The following is a 16,731-nucleotide window of genomic DNA, read 5'->3' as shown; positions in this document are numbered from 1 at the left end:
GTACGGGCCGGTGCCCGGGTCACACGTTCGGGGGTGTTCCCTCGATCGGGCGTCCGAGGATGCCGGGGCGCTTCTGCCAGGGCAGCGGTCCGGACGGCGGCCGGTAGCCGACGCCGAGCGCGTCGAGCCGGGCGTAATGGGCGGTCATCCGCCGCTCGAAGCCGGCGAAGTCCCGTTCGTCCGGCGCGGGCAGGGCGGACCAGGCGACCTCGGCGAAGGCGGCGAGGCGGGGGAAGACCTGGTAGTCGACGCGGGCCCGGTTCTGCATGACCTCGGACCAGACGTTGGCCTGGGTGCCGAGGACGTGCCGGGCCGCCTCCTCGCTCAGGGCGGGCGGCACGGGCTCGAAGCGGTAGACGTCCTCCAGGGTGCGGATGTAGCCGATGGGCATCGGCTCGTCGGGGCCGCCGTGCTGGCGGTGGTCCAGGTAGACCTGCTGCTCGGGGCACATGACGACGTCGTGTCCGGCCTCGGCGGCCGCGATGCCGCCCGCGTAGCCGCGCCAGGAGGAGACGGCGGCGCCGGGGGCGAGGCCGCCCTCCAGGATCTCGTCCCAGCCGATGAGGCGGCGGCCGCGCGCGGTGAGCCAGGTGTCGAAGTGGCGGATGAACCAGGACTGGAGTTCGTCCTCGTCGGCCAGGCCCAGTTCCTTGATGCGGGCCTGCGCGGTGGGCGACTGCTTCCACTGGTCCTTGGGGCACTCGTCGCCGCCGATGTGGACGAAGGGCGAGATCTCGGCCGGGAAGAGTTCGAGGAGTTCCTCGAAGACGCCCTCGTAGAACCGCAGGACGTGGTCGGTGGGGGCCAGGACGTTCGGGGTGACGCCCCAGTCGTCCCAGACGCCGAGCGCGGAGGTGTCCACGACGTCGGTGTTGCCCAGCTCCGGGTAGGCGCTGATGGCGGCCTGGGAGTGGCCGGGGATGTCGATCTCGGGGACGACCCGGATGTGCCGGGCGGCGGCGTAGGCGACGATCTCGCGGATGTCGTCCTGGGTGTAGTAGCCGCCGTGCGGCATGTCGTCCCACAGCTCGGACGCGCGGTGGCCGAACTTGGTGCGCGGGCGCCAGGCGCCGACCTCGGTGAGGCGGGGGTGGCGCTTGATCTCGACGCGCCAGCCCTGGTCGTCGCTGAGGTGGAAGTGGAAGACGTTCAGCTTGTGGGCGGCGAGCAGGTCGAGGTAGCGCAGGACGTCGTCCTTGGGCATGAAGTGGCGGGCCACGTCGAGCATCAGTCCGCGCCAGCCGAAGCGGGGCGCGTCCTCGATGTCGGTGGCGCCGAAGCCGCGCGTCGCCGCGTCGCCGACGGGCGCCCGGCGGAACGCCTCGGGGCCCAGCAGCTGGCGCAGGGTCTGGGCGCCCCAGAACACCCCGGCGGGGCTGCCGCCGGTGATGTCGACGCCCTCGTCGGGCCGGGTGGTGAGCCGGTAGCCCTCGGGGTCCAGGGAGTCGTCCAGGCGCAGTGCGATGGCGCGCGGGGCGTCGTCGGGGCCGGGGGCGAGGGGCAGGCCGAAGGCGGCGCCCAGGGTGGCGCGCAGCCAGCGTTCGGTGTCCGCGGTGCCGGGGGCCGCCGCGATGGTGGTGGACGGATCGAGGACGAATCCACCGCGTCCCCGGTCGTCGGCGCGCAGGGGCGCCGGGATCAGTTCCATGTCCATGACGTCAGTCCTTAACCGCTCCGCCGAGTCCGGAGACCAGGCGTCGCTGTACGAGTACGAAGAAGACCAGCACGGGCACGGTCATCACCGTCGAGGCTGCCATGATCCCGCCCCAGTCGTTCTCATCGGGTTTGAAGAAGACCAGCAGCGCCATCGGAAGCGTCGACTGGGAGGTGTCGCTGATGATGAACGACTTCGCGAAGAGGAAGTCGTTCCAGGTGGAGATGAACGAAAAGACGCTGGTCGCCACGAGGCCGGGGAGGACCAGCGGGAAGAGGATCTGCCACAAAAAGCGGGTGCGGCTCGCCCCGTCGAGGTACGCGGCCTCCTCCAGTGACTCCGGCACGGCCCGTACGAAGCCGCGCAGCATCCAGATGGCGAACGGCAGCGAGAACGCCAGGTGCGGCAGGATCAGCGAGCCGAGGGTGTTGAGCTGGCCGAAGTCGCGCATCAGGAAGAACAGCGGGATCGTCAGCGCCTCGACCGGCACCATCTGGGCGATCAGGAACATGATCAGCAGCGTGGTGCGGAAGCGGAACCGGAACCGGGTGACCGCCGTGGCCGCCAGGAACGCGACGAGCGCGGACAGCACGACGACCGTGCCGGCGACGAGCAGGCTGTTGAGGAAGTAGCGGCCGAACTCCTGCTGCTGGAAGACCCGCCGGAAGGAGTCCAGGGACGGCGCCAGGGTCCAGGGCCTGGGGTTCGTGGACTGGATCTCGCCCGCCGGTTTGAGGGCGGAGAGCACCATCCAGTACAGCGGGAAGGCGACGGCGGCGGCGATGAGCAGCGCGGCGGCCTCGGCGGCGAGCCGGCCGGGCCTGCGGATCGGGAAGCGGGCGGGCCGGTTCACAGTTCCTCCCCCTGGCGGCGCACGAGGCGCAGGTAGACGAGTGTGACGGCGAGCAGGATGAGCAGCATCACGATGCCGATCGCCGAGCCGAGGCTGTACTGCGAGGAGGCGAACGCCTTCTGGTAGGCGTACACGTTGAGCACCAGGTTCTGCCCGGCGATGCCGCCGCCGTTGGTCATGACGTAGATCTGGGTGAACACCTTGAAGTCCCAGATGACCGACTGGATGGTGACGACGGTGAGGATCGGCCGCAGGATCGGGGCCATGACGGAACGCCAGATCCGCCACTGGGACGCGCCGTCCAGCGCGGCGGCCTCCAGCACCTCGGTGGGGATGGCGCGGATGCCCGCGTACACGGTGACCATCACGAACGGGAACGAGCACCACAGGACTTCGAGGAGCACCAGGGCGAAGGCGCTGTAGCGCCCGTACGTCCACGAGTGGTCGCCGAGCCCGAGCACCCGGTTGACGGGTCCGAAGTCGGCGTCGAAGAGGAAGACCCAGACGGTGGAGCCGGTGATGGCGGGGGTGGCCCAGGCGCCGAGCGCGGCCAGCATGAGGGCGAGCCGGGGCACGGCCCGTATCCGGGTCAGCAGGACGGCGAGGGCGCAGCCGGTGAGCAGGGTGGACAGGACGCAGGCGGCGGCGAGGACCACGGTGGCGAGGAGGACCTGCCAGAACTGGCTGTCGCCGAAGAGGGTGCGGTAGTTGCCGAGCCCCTGGAAGGTGGCCGGTTCGCCGCCGCTGACCTGGGCCTGGGTGTACTCCAGGAAGGAGATCAGGCCGAGTTGGTAGATCGGGTAGACGAGCAGCCCGCCGAGCAGGACGAGCGCGGGCAGGAGGTAGAGCCAGGGGGTCCAGCCCGGCCGCCGGGCCGGGGAGGCGGAGCGGCCGCGCGGGCCGCGTGCGCGGCGGCCCGGCGCGGGTGTGGGGGGCGCTTTGTACGCCGTGCTGTTCGCGGTCATGGTCAGCCCGCGTCGGCGAACGCGGCGTCCATCTTCTTCGCGGCGTCGTCGGCCGCGTCGGCCACGTCCTTACGGCCGCTGACGATCTCCTGGAACATGGTGGGCAGGACCAGCGAGGAGTCGATCCGGCCCCAGGCCGGCGACGCGGGGACGAACTTGGCTCCGGCGCCGAGTGTCCTGACGAAGGGCTCGACGAACGGCTCGCGCTTCGCGGCCGCGTCGCGTACGTCGGTGTAGGTGGGCAGGAAGCCCATCGCGTCGAACATCCGGGCCTGGGACGCCTTGCCGGTCAGCCGCTTCATCAGGTCGACCGCGAGGGTGCGGTGCTTGCTGCTCTTCAGCATCCCGATGTTGTTGCCGCCGGCGAAGGCGGGTGCGATGGACCCCTCGGCGACGCCGGGCAGCGGTACGACGGCGTACTTGCCCTTGACGCTGCCGGCCTCGACGGCGCTGTGGCTGAAGTCGCCGCCGATGGCCATGGCGGCCTTGCCGGAGGCGAAGGCCGTGACGGTGGCGTTGCCGCCCATGGCGGCGCACTTGGCGGGCGGGCAGTTGGTGTCGCCGAACAGCGAGGTGTACGCCTCGATGCCCTTGCGGGCCTCGGCGCTGTTGATGGCGGCCTTGTACGAGGAGCCGTCCTGCTGGGCGAGTTCGCCGCCGTGGGCCCAGATGAACGGCATGGCGCCGTAGGTGTAGGCGCCGCCGACGGCGAGCCCGTACAGGTCCGGCTTCTTCTGGTGGATCTTCCGGGCGGTGGAGATGAGTTCGGCCTGGGACTTGGGCGGCTGGATGCCCAGGTCCGCGAAGATGTCGGTGCGGTAGTAGAGCGCGCGCACGCCGACGAAGAGCGGGGCCCCGTAGACCTTGCCGCCGACCGTCACGGACTGCTTGGCGGCCGGGTCGGTGTCCTTGGCGTCGGCCCAGGCGCCGAATTCGGTGGTGATGTCGGCGAGTCCGCCGTCCTTGACGTAGCCGGCGGTGTCGGTGTTGCCGTACTCGATGAGGTCGGGGGCGCTCGCGGGGTCGTTGAACGCGGCCTTGACGCGCTCGGCGCGGGTCTCGACCGGGATGTACTCGATCTCGACCTTCGTGTCGTCGTGGGCCTTCTCGAAAGCGGCGACCGCGGTGTCGACGACCTTCTCCTTGGGCTTGTTGCCGACCTCCTGGAACAGCCAGACCCGCAGTGTGCCGGTCTTCTCGTCCCCCTTGGCGCCGGTGTCGGAGGTCTGCGGCGCGCAGGCGGTGGCCGTGAGGCCGGCCAGGACGAGGGCCGCGGCCGGAGCCGCGATTCGGGCAGAAAGCTTCATCCGGGAACCCCTACCGGTAGGCGTTGCAACATACGCAACGCTCGTTTCGTTCTGCACAACAGGCAGGACACTAGGTGGGGACCAGAACGACGACAAGTGGTCTGCACCACTCTGTGACCCGGCGGAGCACCCCGCGCAACGCGTATCCGCCCCGTCACGCGAAAAACCCCCGGAGCACGCGAACGCGTGCTCCGGGGGTCTCCCCGCGAGCCGTCGGGTGGGGGCCGTACCGGCCGCTACTTCTTGTCCTTGCCGCCCTTGCCCTTGTCGCCGCCGGCGCCCATGGACTCGTAGATCTCCTTGCACATCGGGCAGACCGGGTACTTCTTGGGGTCGCGCCCCGGTACCCAGACCTTGCCGCACAGTGCCACCACGGGAGTGCCCTCCAGGGCACTCGCCATGATCTTGTCCTTCTGGACGTAATGGGCGTAGCGCTCGTGGTCGCCGTCGCCGTTCGACACCTGCGGCGTCGGCTCCACGAGGGTTCCGGTACCTGCCCCGCGCTCGGGCTCAAGAGTGCTCATAACCGCCAAGCGTACTGAAAGACGGGACATCAGTTCAGCGAAGGGTCGTCCGGATACGTGGCGATCATGGCCAATTCGCTGCGCTGCCGGCGCAGGACCGCACGCCACAGCCCCTCCGGGCGCGGCGACGACACGTCCCCGGGCTCCGACTCCACCACGTACCACGCGCCCTCGGACAGCTCGCGCTCCAGCTGTCCGGGGCCCCAGCCCGCGTACCCCGCGAAGATCCGCAGCGAGCCCACCGCGGCCGCCAGCAGCTCCGGCGGCGCCTCCAGGTCCACCAGGCCGATCGCCCCGTACACCCGGCGCCAGCCCAGGGGCCCGTCGCCGCCCGGGATCACGGCGACCCCGAGGGCGGAGTCCAGCGAGACGGGCCCGCCCTGGAAGACGACCTCGGGCTCGCCGGTGAGCCCGGCCCAGCCCGCCAGGATGTCCACGACGCCCACCGGCGTGGGCCGGTTGAGGACGACGCCCAGGGAGCCCTCCTCGTCGTGGTCGAGGAGGAGCACGACCGCACGGTCGAAGTTCGGGTCAGCCAGGGCGGGCGCGGCCACGAGCAGCCGCCCTGTGAGCGAGGACACCTCGGTCATGGCAGAAATGATCCCGCATCTTCGGCCGCCGCGTGGGCCAAGTGACCCGGCCGTCGCGCTCGGTGCCCGAGCGCAGCTCAGGGCGCACGGATGCATGAGGAGCGCATGCCCGGATCACACATCCGGACGGTGACCCTCCGCAAGCCCCGTTCAGCGGAGCGTACCGGGGGCGGATTCATGGCGATCGCGCACTGTCCGCACCCTTACGGAAGGGGGGTGCGGGGCCATTACCCTTTCGTTTGACCCTCTGCCCGACCACTCCGGAACGCGAGATTCATGACCGGCACAGACGATGTCCTGCTTGTCCACGGCGGAACCCCGCTGGAGGGCGAGATCCGCGTCCGAGGCGCCAAGAACCTGGTGCCCAAGGCGATGGTCGCCGCGCTGCTGGGCAGTGGGCCCAGCCGGCTGCGCAATGTGCCCGACATCCGCGACGTGCGGGTGGTGCGCGGGCTGCTCCAGCTGCACGGCGTGACGGTCCGCCCCGGCGACGAGCCGGGCGAGCTGGTCCTCGACCCCACGCACGTCGAGAGCGCCAACGTCGCCGACATCGATGCCCACGCCGGTTCGTCGCGCATCCCGATCCTGTTCTGCGGGCCGCTGCTGCACCGCCTGGGCCACGCCTTCATCCCCGGCCTCGGCGGCTGCGACATCGGCGGCCGGCCGATCGACTTCCACTTCGACGTGCTGCGCCGGTTCGGCGCGACGATCGAGAAGCGGGCGGACGGGCAGTACCTGGAGGCCCCTCAGCGGCTGCGCGGCACCAAGATCCGGCTGCCGTACCCCTCGGTGGGCTCCACCGAGCAGGTGCTGCTGACGGCGGTGCTCGCCGAGGGCGTCACGGAGCTGTCCAACGCGGCCGTGGAGCCGGAGATCGAGGACCTGATCTGCGTCCTGCAGAAAATGGGCGCGATCATCTCGATGGACACCGACCGCACCATCCGGATCACCGGGGTGGACCGCCTCGACGGCTATACGCACCGGGCCCTGCCGGACCGCCTGGAGGCCGCCTCCTGGGCGTCCGCCGCGCTGGCCACCGAGGGCAACATCTACGTCCGGGGCGCCCAGCAGCGCTCGATGATGACGTTCCTGAACACCTTCCGCAAGGTCGGCGGCGCCTTCGAGATCGACGACGAGGGCATCCGCTTCTGGCACCCGGGCGGCGCGCTGAACGCCATCGCGCTGGAGACCGACGTGCACCCCGGCTTCCAGACGGACTGGCAGCAGCCCCTGGTGGTCGCGCTGACGCAGGCCGCCGGCCTCTCCATCGTCCACGAGACGGTGTACGAGTCCCGGCTCGGCTTCACCTCCGCGCTCAACCAGATGGGCGCGCACATCCAGCTGTACCGCGAGTGCCTGGGCGGCTCGGACTGCCGCTTCGGCCAGCGCAACTTCCTGCACTCCGCGGTCGTGTCGGGCCCCACGAAGCTCCAGGGCGCGGATCTGGTCATCCCGGACCTGCGCGGCGGGTTCTCGTACCTGATCGCCGCCCTCGCGGCCCAGGGCACCTCGCGGGTGCACGGCATCGACCTGATCAACCGGGGCTACGAGAACTTCATGGACAAGCTGGAGAAGCTGGGCGCCAAGGTGGAGCTGCCGGGCGGCTCACTGGTCTGAGGCGGGACCGCCGGGGCCTCGGGGGCCCGGGCGGTCCCGCGCACGCCGGAGGGCGGCCACCCTGGTCGGGGTGCCGCCCTCCGTCGTTGCCCAGGGGGTCTTACTTGCCCTTGGCGGCTTCCTTGAGCTTCGAGCCCGCGGAGACCTTCACGCTGTAGCCGGCCGGGATGTTGATCGGGTCGCCGGTCTGCGGGTTACGAGCGGTGCGAGCGGCACGGTGGGTGCGCTCGAAGGTCAGGAAACCGGGGATGGTGACCTTCTCGTCGCCCTTGGCGACGATCTCGCCGACGGTCTCGGCGAGAGCGGCCAGCACGGCGTCGGCGTCCTTGCGGGTCACCTCGGCGCGGTCGGCCAGGGCGGCCACCAGCTCACTGCGGTTCATGTTGTTACTCCCGTGTTCTTCTTGCCTGTGAGGCGGAGATCGAAGCCGATGCTGCCAGGACCCTCGGACAGTCCCCGTACTCGGGTCCGTCCTTGAGAGGGTCCGGGTAGACCTCGCGCCCTGTGGGGTCTCCCCTGGACGTAGTCCTCGGGGAAGCATCCTGCCCCCACCTGCGGCGGGAAAGCCAATCCGGCACCCTCCGGAAGCCGTGCGAAAAGCACCACTGCCTCGTCGTGGTGACGTCCCGTCGGCTTCCCCGAAGCGGTCCGCAGCGCTGCGGGGCTCCGCAGGTCGCGTCGCCCGCCCACCCTAAAGGGGCGTTTGGGGCGCCGCGACCCGCGACGCGCCGTACGTCAGACGGACGTGGGCGCCGTCACAGCGGCCCCCGCGGCCCGTGCGGCGTCCCGGACGGCTCCGGCGACCGCGCCGGCGACCTTGTCGTTGAAGACCGACGGAATGATGTAGTTCGCGTTGATCTCGTCCGCGGCGACCACATCGGCCAGGGCGCGGGCGGCGGCGAGCATCATCTCCGTGTTGACGGTCCGGGACTGGGCGTCGAGCAGACCGCGGAAGACGCCGGGGAAGACCAGCACGTTGTTGATCTGGTTCGGGAAGTCCGAGCGGCCGGTGGCCACGACCGCGGCGGTGCGGCGGGCGATGGCCGGGTCCACCTCGGGGTCCGGATTCGCGAGCGCGAACACGATCGAGCCCTCCGCCATGGCCGCCACGTCGTCCCCGTCCAGCACGTTGGGGGCGGAGACGCCGATGAAGACGTCGGCGCCGACCACGGCCTGCTTGAGGGTGCCGGTGACGTTCTCCGGGTTGGTGTTCTCCGCGATCCAGCACAGCGGCGAGTCCGGGTCGGCCGAGCGCAGGTCCTCGCGGCCGGAGTGCACGACGCCGTGGATGTCGGCGACCACGGCGTGCTTGACGCCGGCGGCGATGAGGAGCTTGAGGATGGCCGTACCGGCGGCGCCGGCCCCGGACATGACGACCCGTACGTCCCCGATCGCCTTGCCCACCACGCGCAGCGCGTTGGTCAGCGAGGCCAGCACGACGATGGCCGTGCCGTGCTGGTCGTCGTGGAAGACGGGGATGTCCAGGGCCTCGCGCAGCCGGGCCTCGATCTCGAAGCAGCGCGGCGCGGAGATGTCCTCCAGATTGATCCCCGCGAAGCCGGGCGCGATGGCCTTGACGATCTCCACGATGGCGTCGGTGTCCTGGGTGTCCAGGCAGATCGGCCAGGCGTCGATGCCGGCGAAGCGCTTGAAGAGGGCCGCCTTGCCCTCCATGACCGGCAGCGCGGCCTTCGGGCCGATGTTGCCGAGGCCCAGCACGGCGGAGCCGTCCGTCACGACTGCGACGGAGTTGCGCTTGATGGTGAGGCGGCGGGCGTCCTCGGGGTTCTCGGCGATCGCCATGCACACGCGGGCCACACCGGGGGTGTAGATCATCGAGAGGTCGTCACGGTTGCGGATGGGGTGCTTGGACGCCATCTCGATCTTGCCGCCGAGGTGCATGAGGAACGTACGGTCGGAGACCTTGCCGAGCACGACGCCCTCGATGGAGCGCAGCCCTTTGACGATCTCGTCGGCGTGCGCGGTGGAGGAGGCGGCGATCGTGACGTCGATCCGCAGCTTCTCGTGGCCGGATGCGGTCACGTCGAGGCCGGTGACCGAACCGCCGGAGGACTCCACGGCCGTGGTGAGCTGGGAGACCGCGGTGCCGCTCGCGGGCACCTCCAGCCTGACCGTCATCGAGTACGAGACGCTGGGCGCCGTTGCCATGGCCGAGTCCTTCGCTTTCCTTGGGGCCGACCGTCATGCGGGGGGCGGCGTCGCGGGGCTGGGCACGCACGTCTGCGGCGTTGTCGTCAATCAACAACGCTCCGCGTTGCCTCAATCCTCCGCCTTGCAGCCGCACGCACCCAGCCCCGCTCCTTCACCCACCCCCCGCATGACGGTCGGCCCTAGCTTCATTGCTATGCGGCCCGTCACCTCTCGGATCGGACACGCCTTCCGATATTCGCACCTACCGACGAGTATTCGTTAATGACTGTCGCAGCGCGGAAACACTTTTCCACCATACGAGAATGAGTGCGGGCTGCGGAACCCCCGCGCCGGTCCGGGAAAGGCCAGAGGCCCGCGCCACCGGAAGGTGACGCGGGCCTCTGCTTCAGTTGACGACACCGACCCGCCATGCTCGCCTCGCGGCAAGTGGTCGCTCGAAGCGACTAAGGTTGGGCCCGGGGGCTTGGATCGGGCCGGTGCCGATATCCAGGCTAACAAACCACCCGGAAAAGCGACTCCCGGAACGCGGGTTGACTCCGGGAGCCCCGGCCGCGGCCCCCGCGCCTCAGTCCCTGAGCAGGTCCGGCACCCCGTCCGCGTCCGGCAGGTCCCGCTCCTGCGAGACCACTGTGAGCCGCTGCGTCGCCCGGGTCAGCGCCACGTACAGCACCCGCAGCCCGGCCGGCGACTCGTCCGCGATCTCGGCCGGCGAGACCACCACCGTCGCGTCGTACTCCAGCCCCTTCGCCTCCAGGCTGCCCAGCGCCACCACCCGCTCGCCCAGCTCCGCCAGCCACTCGCGGGCCTGCGCGCGCCGGTTCATCGCCACGACCACGCCGACCGTGCCGTCCACCTCGGCCAGCAGCCGCCGCGCCTCCGCGCGCACCGCGGCGGCCAGGTCGCCGTCCCGGACGGTCTCGAAGCGCGGCACCAGGCCCGTGGAGCGGACCGCCGCCGGGGCCTCCATGCCGGGCATCGCCAGGGCCAGCACCTTCGCGGCCAGCTCCGCGATCTCGGCCGGGTTGCGGTAGTTGACGGTCAGCGTGAAGGTACGGCGCGGACGGCTGCCCAGGGCCTCGTCACGGGCGGCCGCCGCCTCGTCCGGGTCGGACCAGGAGGACTGCGCCGGGTCGCCGACGACCGTCCAGGTGGCGTGCCGGCCGCGCCGGCCGACCATCCGCCACTGCATGGGCGTGAGGTCCTGCGCCTCGTCCACGATGACGTGGGCGTACTCGGTGCGCTCGGCGGCCAGCCGTTCGGCCCGCTCCCACTGGGTCTCCTCGCGCCGGGGCATCAGCTCCTCCAGGCCGGTGAGCTGGTCCAGCGGGTCCGCCTCGCGCTTGCGCCTGGGCCGGCTCGGGGTGCCGAGGAGCGTGTGCAGCTCGTCCAGGAGCGCCACGTCGTGCACGGACAGCGGCCCCCGGCCCGTCTCGTCCAGCCGCTTGAGGGAGCGGGCGAGCCGGCGCACCTCGCCCTGGTTGAGCGTGCGCCGCGCCCACCGGGCGAGCCGCTTCTCGTCGGCCATCGCGGCGAGCACCCCGCGCGGGGTCAGCTCGGGCCACCAGGCGTCCAGGAACTCGATGAACGGGGTCTCCGTGGACACGTCCTCGTCGAACGAGGTGCGCAGCTCCGCCACCAGCTCCGGGTCGGTGTAGCGGCCCCGGCCCGAGGAGCGGTTCCACAGCGCGTCCAGCAGCAGCCTGCGGGCGCGCGGGCGCAGCAGGTTGACCGGGGCGGTGCCGCTGAGGACGTTGTTGCGGATGCGCCGCAGCTCCTCCTCCTGGAGCTCGATCCGGCCGCCGAAGGCCACCACGCGCAGCCGGGTGGGCGTGCCGGCGGGGCGCGGGGCCTCCTCGGCCTCGCCGAACTCCAGCTGTCCCCCGGCGGACGCGGCGGGCCGGGGCTGCTCCAGGGCGCCCCGGGCGGCCTTGCGGAGCACGGGGAGCATCCGTGAGGAGCCCTTGATCCGGGCGACGGCGGGTTCGTCGTACACGGTGGCGCCCTCGGGGCCCGCCGCGTCGTCGGAGAGCGAGCCGACCGCGCGGATGGCGACCTGGCCCTCCTCGCCGAGCGAGGGCAGCACGCCCTCGGTGTACGCCACCAGGAGCGGCGTCGGCGAGACGACGAGGATGCCGCCCGCGTAGCGCCGCCGGTCCTGGTAGAGGAGGTAGGCGGCCCGGTGCAGGGCGACCGCGGTCTTGCCGGTGCCGGGGCCGCCGGAGACCTCGGTGACGGAGGCGGCGGGCGCCCGGATGACCAGGTCCTGTTCGGCCTGGATGGAGGAGACGATGTCGCGCATGGTGTGGCTGCGGGCCTGTCCGAGCGCGGCCATCAGGGCGCCGTCGCCGATGACCGGCAGCTTCTCGCCGCCCAGGTACGCGGTCAGCTCGGGGCGCATCAGGTCGTCCTCGACGCCGAGGACCCGGCGGCCCTTGGAGCGGATGACGCGGCGGCGGACCACCCGGCCCGGTTCCTTGGGCGTGGAGCGGTAGAACGGGGCGGCCGCCGGGGCCCGCCAGTCGATGACGAGCGGGGCGTAGTCGGCGTCGAGGACTCCGATGCGGCCGATGTGCAGCGTCTCGGCGATGTCGGCGGTGCCGTCCTCGCGCACGACGTCGTCGGCGGGCTCGACGGAGGTGTAGGCGCCGTCCGGGCCGCGTTCGCCGTCCTTGCCGAGCAGCAGGTCGATCCTCCCGAAGAGGAAGTCCTCGAACTCGCTGTTCAGCCGGTTGAGGTGGATTCCGGCGCGGAAGACCTGGGCGTCGCGCTCCGCGAGCGCCCCCGGTGTTCCGACCTGGCCGCGTTTCGCGGCGTCCTCCATGAGGAATTCCGCCTCGTGGATCTTCTCCTCGAGACGCTCGTACACCCGGTCGAGATGTTCCTGCTCGACACCGATTTCCCGGTCCCGCAACGAATCGACAGCGGCATCCTGCGCGGCCACCGAGGCCCCCTTCTGACGTGCACTGGGCAGCCGTCAACCCTATGCGACGGGGGGCCGGGACGCACCCGCACCCACCCGCTTCGGCGCGTGCCGGGGTATCGATTGCGTGACGGTGGCGCGCGGGCCCGGTCCGCGTCGGCCCTCTTCGTACGATGAGCGGATGAACGCCCATGTGTGCGACGGCCCTCCGCCGGCCGGTTCCCTGGTGCTCCGGCCCTGGTGCCCGGACGATCTGGAGGCGCTGCTCGACGCGTACCGCGATCCCGCCGTGCAGGCCGGTTCGCGGGCACCGGTGGCGGACGAGGAGGCGGCCGGAATCTGGCTGCGGGCCCAGGAGGAGGGCCGGGCGGCCGGGCTGCGGCACAGCTTCGCGGTGCTGGACCGGACGCTCGGGGACGCCCCGGTGGGCAATGTGGCCCTCTTCTTCGCGGAGCCGGGCGCGCCCGTGGGCGAGGTGGGCTACTGGACCGTGGCGTCCGCGCGGGGCCGGGGCATCGCGCCGCGCGCCCTGGAGGCGCTGACCGGCTGGGCGTTCGGAAGGTTCGCCGGGGCCGGCCTCGTACGCCTGGAACTCCTGCACCGGGTGGACAACGCGGCCTCGTGCCGGGTCGCGGAGAAGACCGGCTACGCCCTGGCCGAGGCGCTGCCCCCGTCCGTGCTGTGGCCGCGCGAGGGCCACCGGCACACCCGCACCGCGTGACGGCTCAGTCCTCGGCGCCGGTCACCGGGCCGTCGTGCAGGATGCGCTGGAAGAGGCGGTGGTCGCGCCACGCGCCGTCGATGTGCAGATAGCGCGGCGCCAGGCCGAACTCCTCGAACCCGCACTTGGCGAGCACCCGCTGGGACGCGGCGTTGTCGAGCACCGTGCCCGCCTCGACCCGGTGCAGCCGCAGCTCGTCCCGGGCCAGCTCGCAGGCCGTGCGCACCGCCGCCGTGGCCAGGCCCCGGCCCGCGTACGTCACGTCCACCCAGTAGCCCAGAATGGCGCTGCGGAACGCGCCCAGCACGATCCCGTTGAGGTTGACGGCGCCCACCACCCGGTCGTCGGCGTCGCCCAGCACCCAGGGCATCACCCGCCCCGCCTCCCGGTCCGCGAGCAGCGCGGCCAGCCGTTCGCGCTGGCCCTCCTCGGTGTAGTAGGACTCGGGCCGCACGGGCTCCCAGGGCTTCATGTACGCACGGCTGCGGGTCAGCGCCTCGGCGAAGGAGGCGGCGTCGGCGGCCGCGGCGGGGCGCAGCCGTACCCCCGCGCCGAGCGGACGGATTGCGTCGGTCATGTCCGGCACGCTATCCGGCCCGGCGCGCCTCGCCGATCCGGCGGCGGTGCGGGACCGGTTCGAGGACGCCTGGAACGGGTGGAACGCGGTGCGCGCGGTCCTGTGCACCGCCGCGCTGGGGCTCCTGCCGGCCGTTCCGTACGCCGGTGCGCGCCGGCGCACGGGGACGGGCGGCGCGCGCCCGGCCGGTCAGGCGCCGGTGCCTGCGGTGTCGCCGGTGTCCGGTTCCGGGTCGAGCGCCAGCCGGTAGCCGCGCTTGACGACGGTCTGGATGAGCCGGGGCGCGCCGAGCGCGGTGCGCAGCCGGGCCATGGCCGTCTCGACCGCGTGCTCGTCGGTGCCGCTGCCGGGCAGGGCGCCCAGCAGGTCGGCGCGCGAGACCACCCAGCCGGGCCGCCGGGCCAACGTGTGCAGCAGGGCCATCCCGGCCGGCGGCACCGTCCGCAGTTCGTCGTCGACCAGGACGGCGTGGCCCCGGATCTCGACGCGGTGTCCGGAGACGGGCAGCGTCCGGGCGCGGGCGGGCAGTTCGCGGCAGAGGAGCTGGACGAGCGGGCCGAGCCGGAAGCGCTCCGGCTGCACGGTGTCGATGCCCCGGGCGCGCAGCGGCACGGCGGTGACCGGTCCGACGCAGGCGGGCACCACGTCGCCGCGCAGTGCCGTGACGACGTCCTCCAGCAGCCCGCGATCCCGGGCGCGGCCGAGCAGCGAGACCGCGGCGGGGGCGCTGGTGAAGGTGAGCGCGTCCAGGGCGCGGGCGGCGGTCAGGTCGATGAGCCGGTCGAGGGGCGCGAGGTCCTCCGGCGGCATCCAGCGGTAGACGGGCACGCCGATCACCTCGGCGCCGGCCTCCGTCAGCGACTCGACGAAGCCGGGGAGGGGTTCGCCGTGCAGCTGGAGCGCGACGCGCCGGCCGCGTACGCCCCGGTCCAGCAGCCGTTCCTGGACCTCGGCCATGGATTCGGAGGCCGGGGACCACGTCTCGGTGAGTCCGGCGGCGCGGACGGCGCCCTTCACCTTGGGCCCGCGGGCCAGGAGTTCGGCCGTGCCCAGGGTGGCCAGGAGCCGGTCGCCGATGCCCCAGCCGTCGGCCGCCTCGATCCAGCCCCGGAAGCCGATCGCGGTGGTGGCGACGACCACGTCGGGCGTCTCGGCGATCAGCCGCTCGGTGGCGGCGAGCAGTTCGCCGTCGTCGGCGAGCGGCACGATCCGCAGGGCGGGGGCGTGCACCACGGTGGCGCCCCGGCGCCGCAGCAGTGTGCCCAGCTCCTCCGCCCGGCGTGCGGCGGTGACACCGACCGTGAAGCCCGCGAGGGGCTCGTGCTGTGCGTCGTCGTGCATGGGGTCCACCCGGCTCTCGTCCCGCTGGTGCTCGTTGCTGCGGAGGACCGAGCCTGCCAACGCCGCGTGACAGGCCCGGTTCAGCCGTATTTCCCGCTCGTTACGTCGCGGGGCGGCCCGTGCATGCTCACACCTCGGCGTAGCCGAGTTGCGGCTTCGCCGGTACGGGCGCGGCACGACGAAGGTATACCGCCCAGGTGAGGGCGGAGCACACCGCGTAGAAGGCGAGGAAGGACCAGAAGGCGGCGGTGCCCGTGCCCGAGGTGCCGAAGGACTGCCGGAACGCCAGGTTGACGGCGAGTCCGCCGAGCGCGCCCACCGCGCCGATCAGCCCCATGGCCGCGCCGGACAGCCGCCGCCCGTGGGCCGCCGCCGCCTCGCCGCGCAGCCCGCGGGCGACGGCCCGTGCGTGGAAGATCCCCGGAATCATCTTGTACGTCGAGCCGTTGCCGAGCCCGGACAGGGCGAACAGGGCGGTGAAGCCGGTGAGGAACAGGGGGAGCGAGCCGGTCCGGGAGGCGTATACGACGACGCCGGTCGCGGCGGCCATGGCGGCGAAGTCGGCGAGGGTGATGCGGGCCCCGCCGTACCGGTCGGCGAGCCATCCGCCGAGGGGGCGGATCAGGGAGCCGAGCAGCGGGCCGATGAAGGTGAGCGAGGCGGCCTGGAGCGGGGTGCGGCCGAACTGGGTCTGGAGGACGAGTCCGAAGGCGAAGCTGTAGCCGATGAAGGAGCCGAAGGTGCCGGTGTAGAGGACGGCCATGATCCAGGTGTGCGGGTCGCGCGCGGCCTCCTCGGCGGCGCCGGTGTCGTTGCGTACGGGCGCCAGGTTGTCCATGTGGCGCGCGGCGCATCCGGCGGCCAGCAGGATCAGCGGCAGGTACGCGGCGAGCACGATCCTGGGGTGCGCGGCGCCGGCCGTCCCGATGACCAGGAGCCCGGCCAGCTGCACCACGGGGACGCCGATGTTGCCGCCGCCCGCGTTGAGCCCGAGCGCCCAGCCCTTCCTGCGGAGCGGGAAGAAGGCGTTGATGTTGGTCATCGAGGAGGCGAAGTTCCCGCCGCCGACGCCGGTCAGCGCGGAGACGGCGAGGAAGGTCCCGTACGAGGTGCCGGGCTCCATCACGAGGAGGGCGGCGCCCACCGGCACCAGCAGGGTGAGCGTGCTGAACACCGTCCAGTTCCGGCCGCCGAACCGGGCCACGGCGAAGGTGTACGGGACCCGGGCCAGGGCGCCGACGAGGGTGGCGGTGGAGATGAGGAAGAACTTCCCGGCCGGGTCGATCCCGTACTCGGGTCCCATGAACAGCACCATCACCGACCACAGGGTCCACACGGAGAAGCCGATGTGCTCGGACAGGACGGAGAACCAGAGGTTGCGGTGGGCCGTGCGCTCACCGGTCTCGCGCCAGAAGGTCTCGTCCTCCGGGTCCCAGTGCTCGATCCAACGGCCTGCCATGGCGCGCCTCCAGGGATGCTCGGGGGTGTTG

At 72.1% G+C, this 16,731-nt stretch carries 15 protein-coding genes; 3 read left to right on the top strand and 12 right to left on the bottom strand.

Translation table 11 applies throughout. The features are described from left to right. Positions 1-19: 19 nt before the first annotated feature. The 6 genes from DNK56_RS05765 to DNK56_RS05740 form a co-directional block, all read right to left on the bottom strand. On the bottom strand, positions 20-1,654 hold the full coding sequence (locus tag DNK56_RS05765; protein WP_111331036.1) for a beta-N-acetylhexosaminidase: 1,635 nt from the start codon (positions 1,652-1,654) through the stop codon (positions 20-22). A 4-nt stretch (positions 1,655-1,658) separates the two neighbouring features. Beyond that, on the bottom strand, positions 1,659-2,507 hold the full coding sequence (locus tag DNK56_RS05760) for a carbohydrate ABC transporter permease (protein ID WP_111331034.1): 849 nt from the start codon (positions 2,505-2,507) through the stop codon (positions 1,659-1,661). Then, positions 2,504-3,472, bottom strand: a complete 969-nt coding sequence (locus DNK56_RS05755; protein ID WP_111331031.1) for a carbohydrate ABC transporter permease — start codon at positions 3,470-3,472, stop codon at positions 2,504-2,506. The genes DNK56_RS05760 and DNK56_RS05755 overlap by 4 nt, the downstream gene beginning before the upstream one ends. Before the next feature lie 2 nt (positions 3,473-3,474). Further along, positions 3,475-4,779: an extracellular solute-binding protein gene (locus DNK56_RS05750; RefSeq protein ID WP_111331029.1), complete on the bottom strand. Its 1,305-nt coding sequence runs from the start codon at positions 4,777-4,779 to the stop codon at positions 3,475-3,477. 236 nt (positions 4,780-5,015) lie between these two features. Continuing rightward, complete coding sequence (locus DNK56_RS05745; RefSeq protein ID WP_026171211.1) at positions 5,016-5,303, bottom strand: DUF3039 domain-containing protein; 288 nt, start codon at positions 5,301-5,303, stop codon at positions 5,016-5,018. 29 nt (positions 5,304-5,332) lie between these two features. Further along, positions 5,333-5,893: a YqgE/AlgH family protein gene (locus DNK56_RS05740; RefSeq protein ID WP_111331026.1), complete on the bottom strand. Its 561-nt coding sequence runs from the start codon at positions 5,891-5,893 to the stop codon at positions 5,333-5,335. Positions 5,894-6,169: 276 nt separating this feature from the next. On the opposite strand from DNK56_RS05740, the gene murA reads away from it, so the two are divergent. After that, positions 6,170-7,510, top strand: coding sequence for a UDP-N-acetylglucosamine 1-carboxyvinyltransferase (gene murA / locus DNK56_RS05735; RefSeq protein ID WP_111331024.1), 1,341 nt, complete (start codon positions 6,170-6,172; stop codon positions 7,508-7,510). Between the two features lie 100 nt (positions 7,511-7,610). Here murA and DNK56_RS05730 read toward each other — a convergent pair whose 3' ends face one another. The 3 genes from DNK56_RS05730 to DNK56_RS05715 form a co-directional block, all read right to left on the bottom strand. Beyond that, positions 7,611-7,892, bottom strand: a complete 282-nt coding sequence (locus DNK56_RS05730; protein ID WP_003968811.1) for an HU family DNA-binding protein — start codon at positions 7,890-7,892, stop codon at positions 7,611-7,613. A gap of 353 nt (positions 7,893-8,245) precedes the next feature. Next, positions 8,246-9,679: an NAD-dependent malic enzyme gene (locus DNK56_RS05725; protein ID WP_111331021.1), complete on the bottom strand. Its 1,434-nt coding sequence runs from the start codon at positions 9,677-9,679 to the stop codon at positions 8,246-8,248. A gap of 568 nt (positions 9,680-10,247) precedes the next feature. Continuing rightward, positions 10,248-12,623, bottom strand: a complete 2,376-nt coding sequence (locus DNK56_RS05715; RefSeq protein ID WP_111331019.1) for a HelD family protein — start codon at positions 12,621-12,623, stop codon at positions 10,248-10,250. Between the two features lie 160 nt (positions 12,624-12,783). On the opposite strand from DNK56_RS05715, the gene DNK56_RS05710 reads away from it, so the two are divergent. Then, positions 12,784-13,323: a GNAT family N-acetyltransferase gene (locus tag DNK56_RS05710; RefSeq protein ID WP_111331017.1), complete on the top strand. Its 540-nt coding sequence runs from the start codon at positions 12,784-12,786 to the stop codon at positions 13,321-13,323. A gap of 4 nt (positions 13,324-13,327) precedes the next feature. Here DNK56_RS05710 and DNK56_RS05705 read toward each other — a convergent pair whose 3' ends face one another. Then, complete coding sequence (locus DNK56_RS05705) at positions 13,328-13,900, bottom strand: GNAT family N-acetyltransferase (RefSeq protein WP_111335503.1); 573 nt, start codon at positions 13,898-13,900, stop codon at positions 13,328-13,330. Here DNK56_RS05705 and DNK56_RS05700 point away from each other — a divergent pair. Continuing rightward, a complete protein-coding gene (locus DNK56_RS05700; protein WP_111331014.1) occupies positions 13,899-14,150 on the top strand; it encodes a hypothetical protein in 252 nt (83 codons plus the stop codon). The genes DNK56_RS05705 and DNK56_RS05700 overlap by 2 nt on opposite strands. On the opposite strand, the gene DNK56_RS05695 is transcribed toward DNK56_RS05700, so the two are convergent. Next, positions 14,090-15,241 carry a uroporphyrinogen-III synthase gene (locus DNK56_RS05695; RefSeq protein WP_111335501.1) on the bottom strand — a complete coding sequence of 384 codons (1,152 nt, stop codon included), beginning with the start codon at positions 15,239-15,241 and terminating at the stop codon, positions 14,090-14,092. The two genes, DNK56_RS05700 and DNK56_RS05695, sit on opposite strands and share 61 nt — an antisense overlap. 127 nt (positions 15,242-15,368) lie before the next feature. Next, the gene (locus DNK56_RS05690) at positions 15,369-16,700 is read right to left on the bottom strand and encodes a nitrate/nitrite transporter (protein ID WP_111331011.1); all 1,332 of its coding nucleotides are present in this window, start codon (positions 16,698-16,700) and stop codon (positions 15,369-15,371) included. Between the last annotated feature and the right edge of the window lie 31 nt (positions 16,701-16,731).

The sequence above is a fragment of the Streptomyces sp. AC1-42W genome (genome assembly GCF_003248355.1).
Lineage (GTDB): Bacteria > Actinomycetota > Actinomycetes > Streptomycetales > Streptomycetaceae > Streptomyces.
The sequence above is the reverse complement of the archived record's forward strand: the minus strand, read 5'-3'. Positions and strand labels throughout refer to the sequence as shown.